Raw genomic sequence first — 19731 nt, 5'->3', positions numbered from 1 at the left:
AACGAGTGATTTCACTTCTTATCGCTGATGATCATCCTTTATTTCGTAGTGCTCTTACGGGGGCACTGCGAGATCAACTCGGTGAAGTAGAGATCCAAGAATCACATGATCTGGAATCCACATTAGGTAGCTTAAAGGCAAATCCTGATGTGGATTTGCTGCTTCTGGATTTAAATATGCCAGGAAGCGGTGATTTATATGGATTAATACGTATCCGTTCGGACTTTCCTGATATTCCCCTTGCAGTGATTTCTGGTAGTGATGATTTAACAGTTGTTGCTAATGTCATTGAGGCTGGTGCTTTAGGGTTTATCCCAAAAACTAGCGAGCCTGCTCTCTACGTAGAAGCCATCTCAACCATTTTGGAGGGAGATAGCTGGTTGCCGCAGGGTATGGCGGAGCAGTTACAGCAGTTGCCTGCACCAAATTTAGACATGCAACGTCGGGTTGCAGAGTTGACACCGCAGCAATATAAGGTGCTTTGCTATTTGCATGAAGGCTTGTTGAACAAGCAAATTGCGTATGAGCTGAGTATCTCAGAAGCGACTGTTAAAGCACACATAACAGCCATTTTCAGAAAACTGAATATCAACAATCGTACACAAGCCGTTTTGGTTGTGAGTGACCTTAATCTCCAGCTTAATTAGCGTTTCTTCGAAGAATGTTTGTCTGAGCATGACTGACAGGTTTTGCTGTTCTTTTCGGGCACTGGGTCAATGCCACCTTCACAAAATGGGTGGCAGCGGCCCAATCTCTTTAGTCCTAACCATGTTCCTTTTACCACACCAAATCGTTCAATTGCTTCGATCATATACGCCGAGCAGCTTGGGTAATAGCGACAGTTATTACCCAAAAGAGGGCTTATCAGGTACTGATAAAGTTTCACTAAGAGAATAAAGGCGCGTTTCATATTAGCTCATATGTCATTAAATATATGGTTTTATTGCCATTTCTAGTGTTGAAAAACGTAAAAAATTGGTAAGGTTCAAAGTCTAATTATTTTCATATATGGGTAAACGTTCATGTCTCACGTAGATGTGGCTATCGATGCTGACCAAATTGTCGCTTACCAGGGAGAACCCGGCGCTTATTCTCATTTAGCATGTAAGCACTGTTTCCCTGACTGGCAAATGATTAATTGTGCCAGTTTTAGCCAAGCATTAGCGAAAGTCGAGAATGGCGAAGCACATTATGCCATGATTCCGGTTGAAAACTCGACAGCGGGTCGGGTCGAAGAGATTTATCGAGAGTTAAAAGGCACGCAACTCTATGTCGTGAAAGAACACTTCGAGCCGGTTAATCACTGTTTAATGGCCCTGCCTGATACTCCGGTTGAGGCGATACAGCTCATCGGCAGTCATCCCCAAGCACTCGCTCAATGTGATCGAAACATTAAAGGGATCAATGCGAAAGCTGTTGCGATGTACGATACTGCAGGGGCGGCAAAACATTTGGCTGAATCCAAGCAGCAGGATTTAGCGGTTATCTCTTCATCTCTTGCCGCGGAACTTTATGGCTTAACGATTTTACAGTCTCACTTTAATGACGTTTCTGGAAACACTACTCGCTTTCTTGTTTTTTCTAGACAACAAAAAATGCCTATCTACGAGCCAGGTCAACGCTACATCACTTCGTTTTTATTTAAAGTGCGAAACATCCCTGCTGCGTTATATAAGGCCATGGGGGGCTTTGCTACCCATGGCATCAATATGCTTAAGCTAGAAAGCTATATGTTGGATGGCCATTTTACCGCAACTCAATTCTATGTTGATGTGGAGGCACACTTTCAATCTCCAAGTATGCAGGCAGCATTAGAGGAGCTCCGTTTCTTTTCAGAAGATATACGCATATTAGGGACTTACTATGCCGACTCTTTTCGTAAGTGAGGATATATGTTTCGATTCGCGACAGGGGTGATTCTGTTTGCTTATGCAGGATTAATCTCAGCTGAAGAGTACGAGTTTTCGTTAGCGGTGCTGGATAATATGTTACAAGATGACATCCCAGCGGTGGTGACCCCCGCTAGGGTTGCTCAACCTAGAGTAGAAGTGTCTTCCACTTTGTCGGTGCTTTCCGGAGAGTTTATTCGTCGGTCAAATGTGCAATATGTTGAAGACCTTCTTGCTTATGTGCCGGGTTTTTTTGTCGGGCCATATTGGAATTCATACCGCAAAGTTGTGGCTTACCATGGTACTGAGTTAGATCGATTTCGTCGTATACAAGTGCTTGTTAATGGTCGTTCTGTTTACAGCTCTGCTTACGCTCGTGTGGACTGGTCAAGTTTGGCTTTAAATGTTGAGGATATTGAACGCATTGAAGTGAATCGCGGACCAAATGCATCAAGCTACGGTAGTAACTCTTTCTTAGCAGTTGTGAATATTATTACTCGCAGCCCGATGGATACATTGGGGAGTAGTATTTTTTACACCAATGACGATCAAGGTAATCGCAGAGTATACGGACAGCACAGCGGTCTGAAGGACAACTGGAGCTATCGAGTTTCTGCTTCTCAAGGCACTATTGATGGTTACGATCGCAAAGGTGATGGGGATCCAAGGAATGATGGACATACTCAGCGCTCTGGTAATATGTTGTTTATTTACCAAGATGAGTCTCAGAAGTTAGACATTGATATAGGGGCCTCACATCTTGATGCAGATGTTGAGTTCTACGAAATAACAGGAGTTAGTTACGACGAATCAACTCCATATTTGGATCAAGATAGAGAGCACATTAAAGTAGGGTGGGAATTAGACCAATCGCCATCGCATACAGTAAAGCTTCAATATTATTATGACCGATCGCAACAAACCGAAGTACATAATATCGATGTATACGGCCAAGTCTTAAACCTGCTGTTTGCTCAAAATCTGCCGAATGTCCAAATATACTCAGGCGAGCTTGTATCGGATCTTGATGAAAATCGACATGATATTGAAGTGCAGAGTATTTGGACCCCTAATCAGGATTTACGCTTAGTAAATTCGGCGTCCTATAGACAAGATAACGTATATTCTAAGACTTATTTCAATGGCGATTACACCGAAGAGCTGGTTCGTGCGTCTAGTAATCTGAACTATCGAGCATGGGATCCTATTATATTGAATGCCGGGCTTATGCTTGAACACAGTAAGCTTACGGGGAGCTATACATCGCCACAGCTTGGTGTGGTGTATAAACTATCTGAACAGGCCTCAATTAGAGCAAATGTCTCACAGGCCTATCGTACCCCAGACTTACTGGACGAAAAGGCTGAATGGTCATATGTTTTTAATGGCCTTCATTCTATTCCCGCTTACGCAAAAGGGATTCCAGCTGAGAAGATTACTTCATACGAACTCGGCCTTTATCATAATATACCCGAATTTGGACTGTCTTATGACCTGTCAGTGTATAGTGAGCATTTATCGAACCTTTCTGCGTCGGGAAAAAAATATGAGGATGCGCTAGAGGATGGGGGCATATTAACGTCTAATGAAAGTTATCAAGCTACCATCGAAGGTTTTGAAGCGGAATTGGATTGGCGCTCACGGAATGGGGTGCTGGTGCGAGGTACATTTGCTTACCAAGATACCGATACGGAGTCTCGCAAGCTGAAAGAAACGGTAACACCTTTGATTACAACGTTATTTGTAAGTTTACCTGTAAACGATAGAATTTCCCTCAATTCCCGCTATATTTATGGAAAGGAAATGGCGACATACGACCACGAATTTTTAAGTCTCTGGTTGACCCATCGGGCAACAACAGATGACTTTACCTTCAGTGCGGGTTTAGGAGGAACGGTACGATTGGACAGTAATCCTTATATTCGAGTGAATAATGTGACGGATGATAAAACTAGCCTATTCATGTTTGCAAACTTGTCGTTTTGACGACGAAATCGTTCGCTATGAAATGGTTTATCTCGGTGATCATTGGGTGTTTGTTTAGTGCTTATGCTAGCGCTGTTACTTACGTGTACCACGATGGCCGTGAAAACGTTTCTAGGGTTCTTTCTATGTCCCTTAGTGCCTCTTCGCATTACCAAGTTTCTGCTTTAAATAATCCCCAGCAGCAGTTGAAAGATGGCGATCTTGTCATTACGGTAGGTCAACATAGTTTCAAGAAAGTATGCGCAAGTTCTAAACAAGTCTCTATCGTAGCTTTGTTTCTGGGGGAGCAAGAGTTTGTACAGGCTCAAGCGGGGTGCAGCAAACCCACCACAGCCGTGTTCTCTGGTGCCCCCCTAGCACTTCGTTTATCTGTGTTAAAAACTTTCTGGGAAGATCAAGCACCTATTACGATTGTGCATAGCCCGAACATTGCTTTAGGTGCAGACCTGACTGAATTATCTGAAAAGTTTGGCGTAGCTCTGCAAAGTCAGATGATTGAAGTCGGTAATCGTGAGCAAACACTCAAAGACCTGACGACGGTTTTGGAAAGTTCTAATCTGGTACTGTCTCTGTATGATTCAGTCTTGTTTGACGCTCAATTTTCGAAAGATGCCATTCGTCTAATGTTTCATAAAAAGAAGGCGCTTGGCGCGCATTCTTTGCAATTGGTTAGAGCTGGGGCGCTCTATGGAATCTACAGCACATCTCAAGAAAAATTGTCTTTGGTCAGCTCATACATCCATGTTTATGAATCAAGTCAAACGTTGATGCCCCCAAGCTACCCTACGCCTCTGCGTGTGACGTTTAACCCATACCTCATTAGGATGTATGGGCTAGTTTTACCAACCGATCGCTTTTTGATTGACGAACTCGGTGTCTGCCCAGAACTAGGGTGCCAAGAATCTACGAACTAGGCTGGCGAACGTTGTCGGCTTTTCTGCATGGAGCCAGTGTCCAGTATCGGGAATCATTTTCACAGTGGCGTTTGGAAAGAACTTCAAGGTTGCTGCTTGATGCTCAGGTAAGATATAAGGCGACTTTTCGCCTTTTATAAACAGTGTTTCAACTGAAATACCGTCACTCAATAGCGGAGCACTCAATATTGTATTGTAACCTGCCATCAAATTATCCAAGCCAAGTGCTAAGGTGTGTCCGCCATTGTCTTGGCGTTGAAGGTTTTTCAACAGAAACTGTCGAACACCGATATTTGGTTCAAATTGGGCAAGGATTTGATCGGCTTCTTTACGAGTAGCAGGGAGTTGGCGATCAATTTCTTTCAGCCCTTTGAATATTTCGGTATGGCTAGGTGTGTAATTCACCGGAGCGATGTCTGCTACAACGAGCTTTAGAACTTTCTCTGGATAATCACTTGCTAGCTGCATCGCAACTTTACCACCAAGAGAGTGCCCTAAGAGATAGAACTGGCTGAGCTGGTTTTCCTCTAACCATTCGTTGATGACTTTGGCCATCGCTGGAAAAGTAATAGGAGCTAAGCCGGAAGAGCGCCCGTGGTTTGGTAAATCAAGACAGTAGACGGTAAAGTGCTCTGCCCATTTTTGAGCGATAGAGTGCCAATTGTCAGCGTTTCCAAAGAGGCCGTGAATGACAACAAGTGGAGGCAGGTCTTCACCATACTGCTTTGCGTAAATCATGAAATTATTTCCTATAGCCAGGCATTAAATCTGATCGCTATAGTAACAAACAACATGGATCGAACGTATAAGTAAAATAATGCTTATAGATTTAGTGATGAGAGAGAAGTTGTGTTTGATAAATATGTTTTGCCGGTCATAAAAGCGCCTCTAGTACGTTTGGCGACACCTCTGATTGATCGCGGTATATCAGCCAATCAAGTTACCGTCGCAGCGTTTGTTGTGGGGATGATGGGGGCTTTGTTTATTTCAATGGAGATGTATGGATTGGGGCTTGTTGCTATTTGTCTTAATCGCTTAGGAGATGGGCTGGATGGTACGATTGCTCGAATCACTGATACCAGCTCTGATGCAGGAGGATATTTAGATATTGTTCTCGATTTTATCTTTTACTCTGGGGTTGTGGTGGGCTTTGCCGTCGCTTTACCTGAGGAAAACGCTTTGGCAGCAGCGTTTTTAATTTGGTCTTTTATGGGAACAGGTAGCAGCTTTTTAGCGTTTGCCATTATGGCAGCTAAACAAAACATTGAGCAGTTAGAGTATGGGAAAAAGTCTCTTTACTTTCTAGGAGGGATCACCGAAGGCTCAGAAACCATCGCTTGTTTTGTATTAATGTGCTTGTTGCCAAGTCACTTTGTGTTATTAGCCGTGGTGTTCGGTTGTCTTTGTTGGGTGACAACCGCAACAAGAGTGTTTGTGTCTTATAAGATGTTAAAAGCTTAAAGGAGCGCAATCTCGATATCGCTTTTCACGATTGCACAGCAGGCCAGAATATAACCACTGTTGACCCATGCTAATGGCTCAACAGGGTAGTCTACCTTTCCCCAAAGCAGTTTAATGGTACAGGCTGAACAATATCCTTCCCGACACTGGTATTCGACGAGAATACCAGATCGTTCTAGCTGGGGAAGGAGTGGTTCATCTTCTGTTACCAGAACTTGCTTCTTCCCCAATAACACACGATGTACGGTTCGATCTTGATGCTCAGTATCAGAGATCAAAGTCGTCAAAATCTGCTCCGTCTAAATCGTTGTCAATCTGACCCACTAGGTAAGAACTGATTTCAGCTTCTTGTGGGGCCACTTGAACGTTATCGCTGACAAGCCATGCATTGATCCATGGGATAGGGTTGTTCTTTGTAGGGAACTGAGGCTCAAGACCAATTGCTTGCATGCGAACATTGGTAATGTATTCAACATATTGACCAAGAATCTGAGCGTTTAAGCCAATCATAGAGCCGTCTTTGAATAGGTATTGAGCCCAATCTCGTTCTTGTTGCGCTGCTTCAACAAAGATATTAATGACGTCTTGCTGGCACTCTTGTGCAATGACCGCCATTTCTGGGTCATCGCGTCCAGACATCATCAGGTTCATCATATGCTGAGTACCATTCAAATGTAGCGCTTCATCGCGAGCGATCAACTTTATGATTTTGGCGTTACCTTCCATCAACGTGCGCTCAGCAAAAGCGAAGCTGCAGGCAAAGCTAACGTAGAAGCGTATGGCCTCAAGGACGTTTACCGATGCAACAGTCAGATACAGTGCTTTTTTCAAAGTTTTCATTGAAACAACCACTTCGCCACGACCTGGGACATGATGTGTGCCTAGGCCCAGAGTGTTGTAAAGGCTTACCAGCTCAATGAGATCATCGTAGTACTTTGACACACTGATCGCACGTTTCGCGATTTCTTCATTTACAATAATGTCGTCAAATACTTTGGTAGGATCATTAACAATGTTACGAATGATATGTGTGTACGAACGGCTGTGAATGGTTTCTGAGAACGACCATGTCTCAATCCATGTTTCAAGTTCTGGTAGCGATACAATAGGTAGCAGAGCAACGTTTGGCGAGCGACCTTGAACACTATCTAACAGCGTTTGGTATTTCAGGTTGCTCAGAAATATATGTTGCTCATGCTCTTCTAGCTTCAAGAAATCTTTACGGTCATTGGAAAGATCTACCTCCTCTGGGCGCCAGAAGAAGGACAGCTGCTTCTCGATAAGCTTTTCAAAGATTGGGTGCTTTTGTTGGTCGTAGCGCGCTACGTTAACGTTTTCCCCGAAAAACATCGGTTCTTGCAAGCTATCAAATTTCTTGCGGTTGAAGGTAGAGTAACTCATTGCCGAAAAAGATCCTTAATGATCGCGAAAATTAATAAGTAAATTAGGAGCGAGGCCCTACACAATATTACGCAGGGCCAAGGGAATTAGATCTTACAAGCGCCGCCTGCACAATCATCCGCCATGTCATCTTGCTTGTCTTCTGCACCGTCACGAGTATTGTGGTAATACAGGGTTTTAACACCTAGTTTATAAGCGGTAAGCAAGTCTTTTAGGATGACTTTCATGGGTACTTTACCACCCTCAAACTTTGATGGATCGTAGTTTGTATTCGCTGAAATCGCTTGGTCAACAAACTTCTGCATGATACCAACAAGCTGCAAGTAGCCATCATTTGAAGGTAGTGTCCAAAGTAGTTCGTAGTCGTGCTTAAGACGTTCAAATTCAGGAACAACCTGTTTCAGGATACCGTCTTTGCTGGCTTTAACTGATACAAAACCACGTGGTGGCTCGATGCCGTTGGTCGCATTGCTGATTTGTGAAGACGTTTCAGATGGCATCAACGCAGTTAGCGTTGAGTTACGTAGGCCGTGTTGCTTAATTTCTTCACGTAGTGCTTCCCAGTCGTATTGAAGCTCTGTTGTGACAATGCTATCCAGATCCTTCTTGTATGAATCAATTGGCAGGATGCCTTTAGCGTACGTAGTTTCATTAAACGCAGTACATGGGCCAAACTCTTTAGCCAGTTGATTAGACGCTTTCAGCAAGTAGTACTGAATGGCTTCAAAGGTCTTATGGGTAAGATCATTTGCACTGCCATCTGAGTAGCGCACGCCGTTCTTAGCTAGGTAGTAAGCATAGTTAATCACACCTACACCTAAAGTACGACGCAATTCTGTTGCACGTTGTGCCGCTGGGATTGGGTAGTTTTGGTAATCCAAAAGGCTGTCTAGTGCACGAATAATCAGATCAGACAGTTCTTCCAACTCATCTAGGTTTTCTAGCGCACCTAGGTTAAATGCAGACAAAGTACATAAAGCAATTTCACCTTCTTCATCATCGATGCGGTTTAACGGCTTAGTCGGCAATGCAATTTCAAGGCAAAGGTTGCTTTGTTTGACCGGCGCAACTTTCGGATCGAATGGGCTATGGGTATTACAGTGGTCAACGTTTTGTAGATAGATTCGACCTGTACTCGCACGTTCAGAAGCGAATAAAGTAAATAGCTCAGATGCTTTGATGGTGCGCTTACGGATGTTCTCATCCGCTTCGTACATAGTGTATAGGCGATCAAACTCTTCTTGATCAGCGAAGAAGGCATCGTACAAACCAGGCACATCAGAAGGGCTGAACAAAGTAATGTTGCCACCTTTGATCAAGCGTTGGTACATCAAGCGGTTAAACTGAACACCGTAATCAAGGTGGCGTACACGGTTTTCTTCCACACCACGGTTATTCTTAAGAACCAGCAAGCTCTCAACTTCTAAGTGCCAGATTGGGTAGAACACGGTTGCTGCCCCACCACGCACACCGCCCTGAGAACAGCTTTTCACTGCTGTTTGGAAATGTTTATAGAATGGGATACAGCCAGTGTGGAATGCTTCGCCGCCACGAATCGGGCTACCTAGCGCTCGAATGGCGCCAGCATTGATACCGATGCCTGCACGTTGGCTGACGTATTTAACCACAGCGCTGGATGTCGCATTAATGGAATCAAGTGAATCTCCACACTCAATCAATACACAGCTACTGAACTGGCGAGTAGGTGTTCGAATACCAGACATGATTGGAGTTGGTAGAGATAGTTTGAATTGAGAAACAGCATCATAGAAGCGTTTGATCAAATCAAGGCGAGTTTCGCCTTCATATTTCGCAAACAAGCATGCCGCTACGAGAATGTAAATAAACTGTGGGCTCTCGTAAATTTCGCCCGTTACGCGGTTCTGGACTAGGTATTTACCCTCTAGCTGCTTAACGGCTGCGTAAGAGAAGTTCATATCGCGGGAATGATCAATGAAGCCGTTGATTGTATCTAGCTCTTCTGAGCTGTAATGCTCAAGGATTTCTTTGTCGTAGCGGCCTTGCTCGATCAGGTTGCGTACATGCTGATGCAAATGTGGTGGCTCAAATTCACCAAATGCTTTTTTGCGAAGATGGAAAATAGCAAGACGAGCCGCTAGGTACTGATAGTCCGGAGTGTCTTCGGAAATTAAGTCTGCTGCTGACTTGATTAAGGTCTCGTGAATGTCTGTTGTGCGAATGCCTTCAAAGAATTGAATTTGAGCTTTTAGCTCAACTTGTGAAACGGAAACATTCTCTAAACCCTCTGCTGCCCAGGTAATCACTTTGTGAATTTTTTCTAGGTCAATTTTCTCAATGCTGCCGTTCCGCTTGGTAACTGTCAGAGTGCTCATGCTTAAATTCCCGTTTTTGCAGTAAAACCTGTGGATATACTGTATATAGTATTTACAAGTACTGCTTGATACTAGATGTAGTGTGGTATTGTCTTTTATGGCACGAACAATAGTGCGCATATCGATGAAAATCAAGGCTTGAAAAATGCAAAATTTTGCATCTCACATGCCACTGAAGTGGTCACTCACGTTTCTGTGCCCAACACTTCAAGAACCTACAATTGCAACATCAAAAAAAGAAATTTTGTGTGCTAATTTATTACGACTAAAGGGTGACAACTGTCACCTTAAAGCAAAACTCATTAAGGCAACGAAAGGAAACAGAATAAGTTGGTGTAATAAGTAAATCGCCAGAGCGTTTTTCCCCATCCAACTTAATCCAGAAGTCAGTGCATTGATTGGTAACATAAGTTTATGAAGCTTTACGTATCCAAAAAATGGGCCAATCATAGCAACTCCAATCCATGGGAGTGGGTTAATAAAATCGATGGTATTTGCCGGTGCATTAAAAGTCGTTATGAACCAGCGGTGTGCCGTTATGGCATCAACGTTGTTGTAAAGGCTTAGCGCTACTATAGCTAAGCCCGCGCTTGCAGTGATTACTGGATAAGAAGCGATAGACCTCAGTAGCCAGCCAGTTATGAACAAGAACTGTAAAATACCAAAGAATACCCACTGTGATGGCAATAAAAGATAAGTACCACAAGAGATACAGAGTGCAGCAATACCAAGTTTGAGCTGATTCTTAAGAAAGCGTTGTCTGGCATGGTTCTGACTCACGGCAAGGTAGCTTGAACACCCTAATGCGCTGACAAACATAAAAACAATGATACTTCGAAAGCCGAGCCAAATAGGGTTTTCTATATCGAAAGATAAGAGTCCGAACTCCCTAAGATTCCATAGAAAATGAAAGAGGATCATCAAACCAACGGCGATACCACGGTAAGTATCTAAGCTGTTTGATCGATATGAGCGTTCAGTTAAAGACATTATGGTAAAGGTGCTAGATATCGGCTGCACAGAATATAGCATGGCAGCCGATCGGAAAAGCAACTAAGGAGCTTTTCGCACGACACTCCATTTACCCTCTGAATGAGCGGTAAAAATAATACGATCGTGTAGACGACTAGGGCGCCCTTGCCAGAACTCTATTATGGTTGCTTTAACACTATATCCTCCCCAGTTTTCAGGGCAGGGGACTGGTGTGTCTTTATATTGCTCTTCCATGGCAGCAAACTCTGTAGATAACACTTCTCTCGAGTCAATGATTTGGCTCTGCCGAGAAATACTGGCTGCTAGCTGGCTACCCTTCGGGCGTGTGGCAAAATAGTTTTCTGAGATTGAACGATCGACTTTGCTTGCTACCCCTTCAATTCGAACTTGGCGAGATAAGGAAGGCCAGAAAAACGTCAAGCAGACATTAGGGTTCTGGGCAATATCTTGGCCTTTATCGCTGTCGTAGTTAGTAAAAAAACTAAATGTGTCGCCTTCGCGTTGCTTTAACAAAACAGTCCGGCAATGGGGTTTGTTATCCGCATCGACTGTACTAAGAAGCATGCCAGTCGGGTCTTCCGGGCAAGATTCAATGGCTAGATTAAGCCATTCGTCAAAGAGTGCTAAAGGGTCTTGTCCTGCTTTTTCTTCTGTCAGGTCATCAAACTGATAATCTCTGCGCAAAGATTGTAAATCACGATTCATAGTTTAAATCCGGTAAGTTGACTGTGTCATAACTTTTGAGACCAAAGTCATGACTTGCATAACAGGTTTTGGGAACTCATAGCCGCCAGAATCAAGAGCCATTTGTTTGTGCTTCGCTTCATCAATACGCATTTGAGAAAGCACTGCTCGCGAGCGTTGATCTTGAGCGGGCAAAGCCGCCATGTGCTTATCTAAATGAAGGCATACTTGGTCTTCCGTGGCGGCAACAAAGCCTAGACTGAGCTTATCGCTAATCAGTCCCGCTCCAGCACCAATACAAAATGATGCACCGTAGAAAAGTGGGGTGAGTATACTTGGGCGGCTACCTAACTCGTAAAGCCTTTCTTCGCACCAAACAAGGTGGTCGATTTCCTCATCTGCAGCATGTTCCATTTCTGCTCTAACTGTAGCCAGTTTGGCGGTCGTTGCTTGACCTGCGTAAAGGGCTTGCGCGCACACTTCGCCAGTGTGGTTTATACGCATCAACCCAACAGCATGCTTGCGCTCTGATGCAGAGAATTCTGCTTCGGGTAGAGGGTGAGCTGGCGACGGTCGATCAGCTTTAGCCGCTTTAGGTACCAGTGTTTGTAGTGCGCGATCAAATTGTAAGACCGCTTTGTCCAATTTATTTAGCAGCATGAGAGTACCTTTTGGTTAACCTGGAGGCCAAGTCATCGCACGGCCACCCAGAACATGCATGTGAATATGGTAGACTGTCTGTCCCCCCATCTCATTACAGTTCATAACGACTCGGTAACCATCATCAGCAAGCCCTTTCTCTTTTGCAATTTTTGCTGCGGTAATAGGGAGTTTGCCGACCAGTGCTGCGTCGTCATTAGTCAGGTCATTTAACGTACTGATATGACGCTTAGGAATGACCAGAAAATGAGTGGGTGCTTGTGGCGCAATATCTTCAAAAGCGATCACATCATCATCTTGGTATAAGATTTTTGCAGGTATGTCGCCGTTTACAAGTTTGCAGAACAAACAATCCATAATAAGCTCCTTAAGCTAAGCAGATCCATTATTTGAGAATGTCTATCAAATACAAGGTGGTTAGTGCCTTCTTTTGACGCGTGACAGCATAATATTCGAAGTTTCTCGTTGAATACGTTCCATATCAAAGAGTAGTTTAGTTTCAATTTGAGAACTGTATATAAAGCCATTAAAGCCAAGTGCACTTGCGTATTCTTGTGACATATTAACATTGTTAGAGATCAGTAGGCAGGCATCATCGTCTTGCAGATTGTGAATGAAGCTTACCAGATCAGAAGCACCAAAATTTTTAGTGTCTTCAAAAAGAATAATTAAAAAGCGAGAATTGATGGAGCGGTTACCGATCAACAAATGCAAGTCTTCTAGTTTATCTATATGTGTTAATGATAGAAGGCGACTGTGCAAAAAGTTATTGGTCCGTTCGATTAGCTCGGAATCTTGATGGCCGATGATGACAGGTATGAACGACCCTGTTTGCGTAGCTTTCGCAAGAGCGCTTAGCTCAACTTGTCGTGCATGAATGGGAATGGAGCAAATAAGCGCACGTTTTCTTCCCTCACCAGATATTTGAGCATGTCCGTTTAATGTCTCAACGATGTCAGCTAGGTATCGAGCACCAAGGTATTGATTACTATCCATCGCTAACGAATTTGGTAGCGGGTAAGTTCTAATGTGAAGAGTGTGTTGGCCATCGCGCTCATTAGCTTCGACGTCGCTGTGAATGTTTAATGCTTGATCAGTCTGGTGATGCATTTCTTCCATGATGACTTGATAGATATGTTTAATGGTTTGGCTATTGCTCAGGAGCTCCCAGTGAACCGTAGTATCGTATTGCATTTCGATTTCTGAGCTATGTTGGTCGACTGCGTAAAAATCGGTTGTTGCTTGGTCAATAAGTAATTGTAGATTGCCTGAGCTTTGATCAGTTACCTCCTGCACTGTTTTAAAGGCTTGTATATAATTGATACGTTCAGCCAAGTTAGAAAGGTTTTTATAAGCACGTTTGAGTATTTCTTGGTGCGGCTCAATTGCTTTTAGCTCTTGATCAATGATTTTCGTCTGTCTTGTGATTCGAGCTGATACGTCATTAAGCAGATAGGTATTTTGAAACCCATCCTGTTTTGACGTGTTGAAATTAGTGGGAGTGTGCCTGGTAATAATGCCTGTGAAATGAATGAGTGCCTCAATAACAATTGAAATAGTCAGTCCCCATTTGTACCAGAATGGTAATGATAAAATACCGTATGCCGTTAGAATCCAAAAAGTGTGTCCGGCCGTAAGTAAAACACGGGCAACTAAGTAATAATTAGAGTATTGGATTCTTTGGTAAGCACTGTAAAGACCTACAAATAGCAACATAATGAGTGTTGAGACAGTGCTAACACTTAAAAAGGCAATATTTAGTTCTTGAGGGGCGATCGCAAAGATAATTGCCAGAGTAGTGTTTGTTATGATCAGCAGCTGCAGTAGTCGATCGATCCTAGGTAGGTTTTCTTTAGTTTCAATATAAAATCTCGTGAAATAAGTAATTAATGCAATGCAGGTAAGTGCGAAAAAATTGTAGACCCGTTCTTGAAGGCCAATGAAATTCGGCAATAGTTGATATATCAAGCCATGAAGAGCTAAGTGAAAGCATGCCACGCCGATGAGTAAGACGGAGTATATAAAGTACATGGGGTGCTTTGTTCGAAGTGAAAAAAAGACATTGCATGTGAACAGGAGCAAGAGAACTCCAATCAGAAATCCAGTTAGATAATTATCTTTTTGCAAGTCTTTCGTAAGTTCAGAAAGTGTTTTCACCTCTAAAACGAGATTGATGGGTAAATGAGAGCTCACCTTGATAAAGACAGTATACACAGGCGGTACGTTGGCAGGTAACGGGATGATATAATCAGAGTGTTTGATAGGTCTGTTGAAATATGGTCGCTTTTCTCCCATTTCCGCAAACACTTGGTTGTTAAGTAGGCTGGGGGTGTAAATATCGACTACTTGAACTCTAGGGGCTTTAATATGCAATACTGCCGATTGGCCTGCTGGTAGCCTCTGAGCGATGTCCGCTTTGATCCAAATATTTCCTTCCACAAGACCGAATTGTTGGAAGTCTCTTTTCAAAGGAGTAAAACGCTTTCTTAGCAGTTCAGAATTTATGTCTCCTAGTGTTAGCCTACTTGTATCATCAATGTAATAGCTGCCAACTTGGCCTAGGTTTACACTACTTTGCTCCTCGTCAAGAAGAGCCATCATGGGAGCTCCATAACTGAAGTTGGTTAGCAGAAATGTAGTAAGAAGAATTGGAATGAGTTTTAGGTACTTTATCAAAATGGCCTCCATGAGGCGTACATTATTAACTAGTTAGGGTGTGAAATGCTATATCCAATCTTGGTGGAATATTATGTTTGGTGGTGTATTGCACTGCTCGTCGTTACTTGGTTTACGCGTGTGCATCAAGGCCAAAAGAGAAGTAATTTCTTATATGGCTATGCCATGCTGGGAGCGCTGGGTTTTTTGTTGGATTTAGATTGGATGGCGGGTGTGGTTTTTGGCTTACTAGTGCTGGAAGTCGGCAAGAAGTTTAAAGCGTGGTTAGATAAAAAACAGGCTGGCTTAGGTAAGTAGTGACTGTTCGAAAAAAAACGTAAAAAAGGCCACTTTGAAAAGTGGCCTTTTTAGTCTCACGATCTAGTAGAGGGCTAGCTTATTTGGCTTGCTCACGAGAAACGGCGCGATGGCCGATGTCCGTGCGGAAGTATACTTTGTCCCATGTGACTTTCTTAACGACGTCATACGCGCCAGCTTGAGCTTCTGCAACGGTTTCACCTAGCGATACAGCGCACAAAACTCGACCGCCGTTGGTAACAACGTTGCCGTCTTTTGAAGAAGTACCAGCATGGAATACCTTCTGGTGTGCAGGCAATGCTACATCATGGCCAGAGATCACATCGCCTTTGTTGTAAGACGCTGGGTAACCACCAGCAGCTAGTACAACACCTAGGCTTGCACGTGGATCCCAGTCTGCTTCTACAGACTCAAGCTCACCATTAATAGCTGCTAGACACATAGATACCAGATCAGAGCGTAGACGCATCATGATTGGTTGTGTTTCTGGATCACCGAAGCGACAGTTGTACTCAAGTACTTTTGGTGTGCCGTCTTGAGCAACCATGACGCCTGCGTATAGGAAACCACGGTAACGGTTGCCTTCAGCGTTCATTCCTTTAACCGTAGGCATGATCACTTCGTTCATGATGCGATCATGAATTTCAGGTGTTACCACTGGAGCAGGAGAGTAGGCACCCATGCCGCCTGTGTTCGGGCCTGTATCACCATTGTCGCGAGCTTTGTGGTCTTGGCTAGACGCCATAGGAAGAACCGTTTCACCGTCAACCATGACGATGAAGCTAGCTTCTTCACCCACAAGGAACTCTTCGATGACAACGCGAGAGCCGGCTTCACCAAAAGCATTGCCTGCTAGCATATCTTCAACCGCTGCAATCGCTTCGGCTTCAGTCTCTGCCAAGATAACGCCTTTGCCTGCAGCAAGACCGTCGGCTTTAACAACGATTGGAGCGCCTTTTTCTTTGATGTAGGCGATTGCTGGCGGGATTTCTGTGAAGTTGCCGTATTCCGCCGTAGGGATCTTGTGGCGCGCTAAGAAATCTTTAGTGAAGGCTTTAGAGCCTTCTAGTTGAGCTGCACCTTTGGTCGGGCCAAAGATTGGCAAACCCGCCGCATCAAATGCATCGACTACACCAATTACTAGCGGAGCTTCAGGGCCAACGATGGTTAGACCAATGTTGTTATCTTTAGCGAATGCAACCAAAGCATCGATGTCTTCTACACCGATGTTTACATTTTCAACTTTTGCCTCTAGGGCCGTACCAGCGTTACCAGGTGCAACATAAACGGTCTCTACGTCAGCCGATTGTGCTGCTTTCCAAGCAAGCGCGTGTTCGCGCCCGCCGTTACCAATTACAAGAACTTTCATGCTTGTTTCCTATGCCTTTATTAGTGACGGAAGTGGCGCATGCCGGTGAATACCATCGCCATGCCTGCTTCGTCAGCGGCTGCGATGACTTCCTCATCACGCATTGAACCGCCAGGTTGGATAACCGCTGTAATACCAGCTGCTGCCGCTGCATCGATGCCGTCACGGAATGGGAAGAATGCGTCAGAGGCCATAACAGAACCTTCTACTTGTAGGTTCTCGTCCGCCGCTTTAATGCCTGCAATCTTAGCAGAGTAGACGCGGCTCATTTGGCCTGCACCCACACCGATTGTTTGACCGTTCTTAGTGTAAACAATGGCGTTAGATTTCACGAATTTCGCTACTTTCCAAGCGAACAGAAGGTCTTTAAGCTCGTCTTCAGAAGGCTGACGCTTAGACACAACTTTTAGGTCGCCAAGTTCGATTGCGCCGTCATCACGGTCTTGAACCAATAGGCCACCGTTAACGCGTTTGTAGTCAAGTGCAGCAGGCTTGTCAGTTGACCATTCACCACATTCTAGAAGGCGAACGTTTTGTTTCGCGGCAACCACTTCAAGTGCTGCTGTGCTAACTTTTGGTGCGATGATCACTTCAACAAATTGACGATCAACAATGGCTTGCGCGGTTTCAGCGGTTAGCTCTTGGTTGAAAGCGATGATGCCGCCGAAAGCAGACGTTGGGTCCGTTTTAAATGCTAGATCGTATGCTTCAAGCTGGCTTGTAGCCGTCGCTACACCACATGGGTTAGCGTGCTTAACGATGACACAAGCTGGCTCTTGGAAGCTCTTAACGCACTCAAGGGCAGCATCCGTGTCAGCGATGTTGTTGTAAGAAAGGGCTTTGCCTTGAAGCTGTTTAGCAGTGCTGATTGACGCTTCCTGAGGGTTAGCTTCAACGTAGAATGCTGCTTTTTGGTGTGGGTTCTCACCGTAACGCATTTCTTCTTGCTTGTTGAATTGCAAGTTGAAAGTGCGTGGGAAGTCTTCGCTACCGCCTTCTACTTTCTTGCCTAGGTAGTTAGCAATGTTACCGTCATAGTTAGACGTGTGCTCGAATGCTTTAACAGCTAGGTCGAAACGCTGATCGTAAGTAAGACCACCACTCTCTTGCAAAGACGCTAGGATGCCTTCATAGCTTGCTGGATCAACAACAATAGCAACGTCTTTATGGTTTTTCGCAGCAGAACGAACCATTGTTGGACCACCGATGTCGATGTTTTCGATCGCAAGAGGAAGATCACAGTCAGGGCGAGCAATGGTTGCTTCGAACGGGTATAGGTTAACGACAACCATATCAATTTCTTGGATGCCATGTTCTTGCATGATCGCACCGTCGATATCACGACGACCCAAGATACCACCGTGCACTTTCGGGTGAAGTGTTTTTACGCGGCCATCCATCATTTCAGGGAAACCAGTGTAGTCTGATACTTCTACAGCAGCGACTTGGTTTTCAAGAAGAAGTTTGTAAGTACCGCCTGTAGAAAGGATTTCAACACCTTGGTTTGCTAATTCGCGTGCGAATTCAACAATACCAGTTTTGTCTGAAACGCTGATTAGAGCGCGTTTAATTGGAGTCGTATTTGCCATTATGCTTCTCGCAATGTGATGAACATTTAATAATTAAGGGGAACGGGTAAAACGAAAAAAGGGCATTTAAGCCCTTTTTTACTTACAGCATACCGTACTGCTTCAGCTTTTTACGTAGCGTACCACGGTTTAAGCCTAGGATAGCCGACGCTTTTGTTTGATTGTCTTTAGTGTAGTTCATGACGGACTCTAGCAAAGGGGCCTCAACCTCTGCTAACACTAGTTGGTACAAATCAGTGACTGGCTGGCCATCTAAGTGAGCAAAGTAGTTCTGCAATGCTTTTTCAACATTGTCGCGCAGAGTTTGAGATTGCTCAGCTGAAGCGGTTTGAAATGTTTGAGTATGTGTTTGATCTACCACAGAATAACCTTCTATTTTAAAGCTAACCATTATGGAGTTGTGCAAAGGGGTTCCCTCAACGCAACTCAGGTACCAGATATGTTTCTTATGTTTTAAGAAACAAAGAATTCATTCAACAGATCGAGCTGTTCTTGTGCATCTTCGATGCGATTAAACTGGCTACGAAATGGCGTTGTATCAGCCAATGTTTGCAGATACCAGCCAACGTGCTTGCGCGCAATTCTTGTGCCCATAAAGTCGCCATAAAATGCATGTAACGCTTTAACATGATTAATGACGATATCTTTAACCTCTTCCGTGGAAGGTGGCGCTAAAAGCTCGTTGTGTTCTAAGTAGTGATTGATTTCCCTAAAGATCCATGGGCGTCCTTGAGCAGCACGGCCAATCATAACTGCATCAGCTTTGGTGTAATCTAATACTTGCTTGGCTTGCTCGGCCGATTGAATATCACCATTAGCAAAAACAGGAATCGATATCGCCTGTTTAATTTGCGCGATGGTATCGTACTCAACTTCGCCTTTGAACTTGCAAGCACGAGTACGACCATGTACTGCTAGGGCTTGTATGCCTGACTGCTCAGCAATTTTAGCAATTGTTAAGCCGTTACGCTGATCGGTTGACCAGCCTGTCCTTATTTTAAGCGTTACCGGAACGTCAACACTACTTACGACAGATTCGAGTATTCTTTGAACAAGAGGTTCGTCTTGTAATAAGGCAGACCCAGCTGCTCTGTTGAGTACTTTCTTCGCGGGGCAACCCATATTTATATCGATGATCTGAGCGCCTAACTTTACGTTTTCATGTGCGGCTTCAGCCATCATTTCAGGGGATGCACCAGCAATTTGTACTGAGCGGGGTGCTACTTCATCATCATGGACTAAACGCATACGACTTTTGTTGGTGTCCCACAAGCGAACGTCTGAAGTGACCATTTCAGAGACCACCAAGCCAGCGCCGTTCTGGTGACAAAGTCGTCGGAAAGGTAAGTCTGTAACACCGGCCATAGGGGCCAAGATAACAGGCTTATCGATGCTGTATTGGCCAATATTGAAAGCCATGATGATTTTAAATACCGAATCTGTTGTTAAAGATCTGCT

The 19731-nt window shown here is 44.2% G+C and carries 20 protein-coding genes; 6 read left to right on the top strand and 14 right to left on the bottom strand.

The window, feature by feature from the left end:
* The first annotated feature begins 5 nt into the window (after nucleotides 1-5).
* The gene (locus tag ACXAC1_RS01205; protein ID WP_475057867.1) at nucleotides 6-647 is read left to right on the top strand and encodes a LuxR C-terminal-related transcriptional regulator; all 642 of its coding nucleotides are present in this window, start codon (nucleotides 6-8) and stop codon (nucleotides 645-647) included.
* Here the strand turns inward: ACXAC1_RS01205 and yidD are convergent.
* Nucleotides 644-910 carry a membrane protein insertion efficiency factor YidD gene (gene yidD / locus ACXAC1_RS01200; RefSeq protein WP_475057864.1) on the bottom strand — a complete coding sequence of 89 codons (267 nt, stop codon included), beginning with the start codon at nucleotides 908-910 and terminating at the stop codon, nucleotides 644-646. The two genes, ACXAC1_RS01205 and yidD, sit on opposite strands and share 4 nt — an antisense overlap.
* A gap of 112 nt (nucleotides 911-1022) precedes the next feature.
* On the opposite strand from yidD, the gene ACXAC1_RS01195 reads away from it, so the two are divergent.
* From ACXAC1_RS01195 to ACXAC1_RS01185, 3 genes are read left to right on the top strand one after another with little or no spacing between them, the layout of a single operon-like run.
* A complete protein-coding gene (locus tag ACXAC1_RS01195; RefSeq protein WP_475057861.1) occupies nucleotides 1023-1886 on the top strand; it encodes a prephenate dehydratase in 864 nt (287 codons plus the stop codon).
* Nucleotides 1887-1892: 6 nt separating this feature from the next.
* The gene (locus ACXAC1_RS01190) at nucleotides 1893-3875 is read left to right on the top strand and encodes a TonB-dependent receptor plug domain-containing protein (protein ID WP_475057858.1); all 1983 of its coding nucleotides are present in this window, start codon (nucleotides 1893-1895) and stop codon (nucleotides 3873-3875) included.
* 17 nt (nucleotides 3876-3892) lie between these two features.
* Nucleotides 3893-4789: a hypothetical protein gene (locus ACXAC1_RS01185; protein WP_475057855.1), complete on the top strand. Its 897-nt coding sequence runs from the start codon at nucleotides 3893-3895 to the stop codon at nucleotides 4787-4789.
* On the opposite strand, the gene ACXAC1_RS01180 is transcribed toward ACXAC1_RS01185, so the two are convergent.
* The gene (locus tag ACXAC1_RS01180; RefSeq protein WP_475057852.1) at nucleotides 4763-5527 is read right to left on the bottom strand and encodes an alpha/beta fold hydrolase; all 765 of its coding nucleotides are present in this window, start codon (nucleotides 5525-5527) and stop codon (nucleotides 4763-4765) included. The two genes, ACXAC1_RS01185 and ACXAC1_RS01180, sit on opposite strands and share 27 nt — an antisense overlap.
* Before the next feature lie 111 nt (nucleotides 5528-5638).
* On the opposite strand from ACXAC1_RS01180, the gene ACXAC1_RS01175 reads away from it, so the two are divergent.
* Nucleotides 5639-6250, top strand: a complete 612-nt coding sequence (locus ACXAC1_RS01175) for a CDP-alcohol phosphatidyltransferase family protein (RefSeq protein WP_475057850.1) — start codon at nucleotides 5639-5641, stop codon at nucleotides 6248-6250.
* Here ACXAC1_RS01175 and yfaE read toward each other — a convergent pair.
* The 8 genes from yfaE to ACXAC1_RS01135 all read right to left on the bottom strand — a co-directional run bounded on the left by yfaE (nucleotide 6247) and on the right by ACXAC1_RS01135 (nucleotide 14943).
* A complete protein-coding gene (yfaE, locus tag ACXAC1_RS01170) occupies nucleotides 6247-6537 on the bottom strand; it encodes a class I ribonucleotide reductase maintenance protein YfaE (protein WP_475057847.1) in 291 nt (96 codons plus the stop codon). The two genes, ACXAC1_RS01175 and yfaE, sit on opposite strands and share 4 nt — an antisense overlap.
* Nucleotides 6518-7651 (bottom strand): class Ia ribonucleoside-diphosphate reductase subunit beta, encoded by a 1134-nt coding sequence (gene nrdB, locus ACXAC1_RS01165; protein ID WP_475057844.1) that lies wholly within the window; start codon nucleotides 7649-7651, stop codon nucleotides 6518-6520. Before nrdB ends, yfaE begins: the two co-directional genes overlap by 20 nt.
* 86 nt (nucleotides 7652-7737) lie before the next feature.
* Nucleotides 7738-10005, bottom strand: coding sequence for a class 1a ribonucleoside-diphosphate reductase subunit alpha (nrdA, locus tag ACXAC1_RS01160; protein ID WP_475057841.1), 2268 nt, complete (start codon nucleotides 10003-10005; stop codon nucleotides 7738-7740).
* A gap of 282 nt (nucleotides 10006-10287) precedes the next feature.
* Nucleotides 10288-10995, bottom strand: coding sequence for a heparan-alpha-glucosaminide N-acetyltransferase (locus ACXAC1_RS01155; protein ID WP_475057838.1), 708 nt, complete (start codon nucleotides 10993-10995; stop codon nucleotides 10288-10290).
* Nucleotides 10996-11058: 63 nt separating this feature from the next.
* Nucleotides 11059-11703, bottom strand: a complete 645-nt coding sequence (gene pdxH, locus ACXAC1_RS01150) for a pyridoxamine 5'-phosphate oxidase (protein ID WP_475057835.1) — start codon at nucleotides 11701-11703, stop codon at nucleotides 11059-11061.
* Between the two features lie 3 nt (nucleotides 11704-11706).
* The gene (gene coq7 / locus ACXAC1_RS01145) at nucleotides 11707-12339 is read right to left on the bottom strand and encodes a 2-polyprenyl-3-methyl-6-methoxy-1,4-benzoquinone monooxygenase (RefSeq protein ID WP_475063759.1); all 633 of its coding nucleotides are present in this window, start codon (nucleotides 12337-12339) and stop codon (nucleotides 11707-11709) included.
* Nucleotides 12340-12357: 18 nt separating this feature from the next.
* Entirely contained in the window at nucleotides 12358-12699 is a 342-nt protein-coding gene (locus tag ACXAC1_RS01140) for a histidine triad nucleotide-binding protein (RefSeq protein WP_133560371.1), read from the bottom strand.
* 60 nt (nucleotides 12700-12759) lie between these two features.
* Nucleotides 12760-14943, bottom strand: a complete 2184-nt coding sequence (locus ACXAC1_RS01135; RefSeq protein WP_475057832.1) for a 7TMR-DISM family protein — start codon at nucleotides 14941-14943, stop codon at nucleotides 12760-12762.
* 120 nt (nucleotides 14944-15063) lie between these two features.
* Here ACXAC1_RS01135 and ACXAC1_RS01130 point away from each other — a divergent pair, with 120 nt between their 5' ends.
* Nucleotides 15064-15315 carry a hypothetical protein gene (locus tag ACXAC1_RS01130; RefSeq protein WP_475057829.1) on the top strand — a complete coding sequence of 84 codons (252 nt, stop codon included), beginning with the start codon at nucleotides 15064-15066 and terminating at the stop codon, nucleotides 15313-15315.
* A 79-nt stretch (nucleotides 15316-15394) separates the two neighbouring features.
* On the opposite strand, the gene purD is transcribed toward ACXAC1_RS01130, so the two are convergent.
* The 4 genes from purD to dusB form a co-directional block, all read right to left on the bottom strand.
* Nucleotides 15395-16684: a phosphoribosylamine--glycine ligase gene (gene purD, locus ACXAC1_RS01125; RefSeq protein ID WP_475057826.1), complete on the bottom strand. Its 1290-nt coding sequence runs from the start codon at nucleotides 16682-16684 to the stop codon at nucleotides 15395-15397.
* A gap of 20 nt (nucleotides 16685-16704) precedes the next feature.
* Complete coding sequence (gene purH / locus ACXAC1_RS01120; RefSeq protein ID WP_475057824.1) at nucleotides 16705-18273, bottom strand: bifunctional phosphoribosylaminoimidazolecarboxamide formyltransferase/IMP cyclohydrolase; 1569 nt, start codon at nucleotides 18271-18273, stop codon at nucleotides 16705-16707.
* A gap of 82 nt (nucleotides 18274-18355) precedes the next feature.
* The gene (gene fis, locus ACXAC1_RS01115; RefSeq protein ID WP_067034794.1) at nucleotides 18356-18634 is read right to left on the bottom strand and encodes a DNA-binding transcriptional regulator Fis; all 279 of its coding nucleotides are present in this window, start codon (nucleotides 18632-18634) and stop codon (nucleotides 18356-18358) included.
* Between the two features lie 92 nt (nucleotides 18635-18726).
* Nucleotides 18727-19692, bottom strand: a complete 966-nt coding sequence (gene dusB, locus ACXAC1_RS01110) for a tRNA dihydrouridine synthase DusB (RefSeq protein WP_475057822.1) — start codon at nucleotides 19690-19692, stop codon at nucleotides 18727-18729.
* Nucleotides 19693-19731: the final 39 nt, after the last annotated feature.

This window comes from Marinomonas sp. AWM4_232, assembly GCF_056158325.1.
This window is presented reverse-complemented; position numbering and strand designations above follow the sequence as displayed.

Coding starts and splice junctions, on each gene's coding strand:
- ACXAC1_RS01135 (WP_475057832.1), bottom strand. CDS start 14,943: ATGATGGCTCTTCTTGACGAGGAGCAAAGTAGTGTAAACCTAGGCCAA.
- ACXAC1_RS01195 (WP_475057861.1), top strand. CDS start 1,023: ATGTCTCACGTAGATGTGGCTATCGATGCTGACCAAATTGTCGCTTAC.
- ACXAC1_RS01180 (WP_475057852.1), bottom strand. CDS start 5,527: ATGATTTACGCAAAGCAGTATGGTGAAGACCTGCCTCCACTTGTTGTC.
- dusB (WP_475057822.1), bottom strand. CDS start 19,692: ATGGCTTTCAATATTGGCCAATACAGCATCGATAAGCCTGTTATCTTG.
- pdxH (WP_475057835.1), bottom strand. CDS start 11,703: ATGAATCGTGATTTACAATCTTTGCGCAGAGATTATCAGTTTGATGAC.
- nrdA (WP_475057841.1), bottom strand. CDS start 10,005: ATGAGCACTCTGACAGTTACCAAGCGGAACGGCAGCATTGAGAAAATT.
- ACXAC1_RS01140 (WP_133560371.1), bottom strand. CDS start 12,699: ATGGATTGTTTGTTCTGCAAACTTGTAAACGGCGACATACCTGCAAAA.
- yidD (WP_475057864.1), bottom strand. CDS start 910: ATGAAACGCGCCTTTATTCTCTTAGTGAAACTTTATCAGTACCTGATA.
- purH (WP_475057824.1), bottom strand. CDS start 18,273: ATGGCAAATACGACTCCAATTAAACGCGCTCTAATCAGCGTTTCAGAC.
- ACXAC1_RS01185 (WP_475057855.1), top strand. CDS start 3,893: ATGAAATGGTTTATCTCGGTGATCATTGGGTGTTTGTTTAGTGCTTAT.
- ACXAC1_RS01190 (WP_475057858.1), top strand. CDS start 1,893: ATGTTTCGATTCGCGACAGGGGTGATTCTGTTTGCTTATGCAGGATTA.
- ACXAC1_RS01155 (WP_475057838.1), bottom strand. CDS start 10,995: ATGTCTTTAACTGAACGCTCATATCGATCAAACAGCTTAGATACTTAC.
- ACXAC1_RS01130 (WP_475057829.1), top strand. CDS start 15,064: ATGCTATATCCAATCTTGGTGGAATATTATGTTTGGTGGTGTATTGCA.
- purD (WP_475057826.1), bottom strand. CDS start 16,684: ATGAAAGTTCTTGTAATTGGTAACGGCGGGCGCGAACACGCGCTTGCT.
- nrdB (WP_475057844.1), bottom strand. CDS start 7,651: ATGAGTTACTCTACCTTCAACCGCAAGAAATTTGATAGCTTGCAAGAA.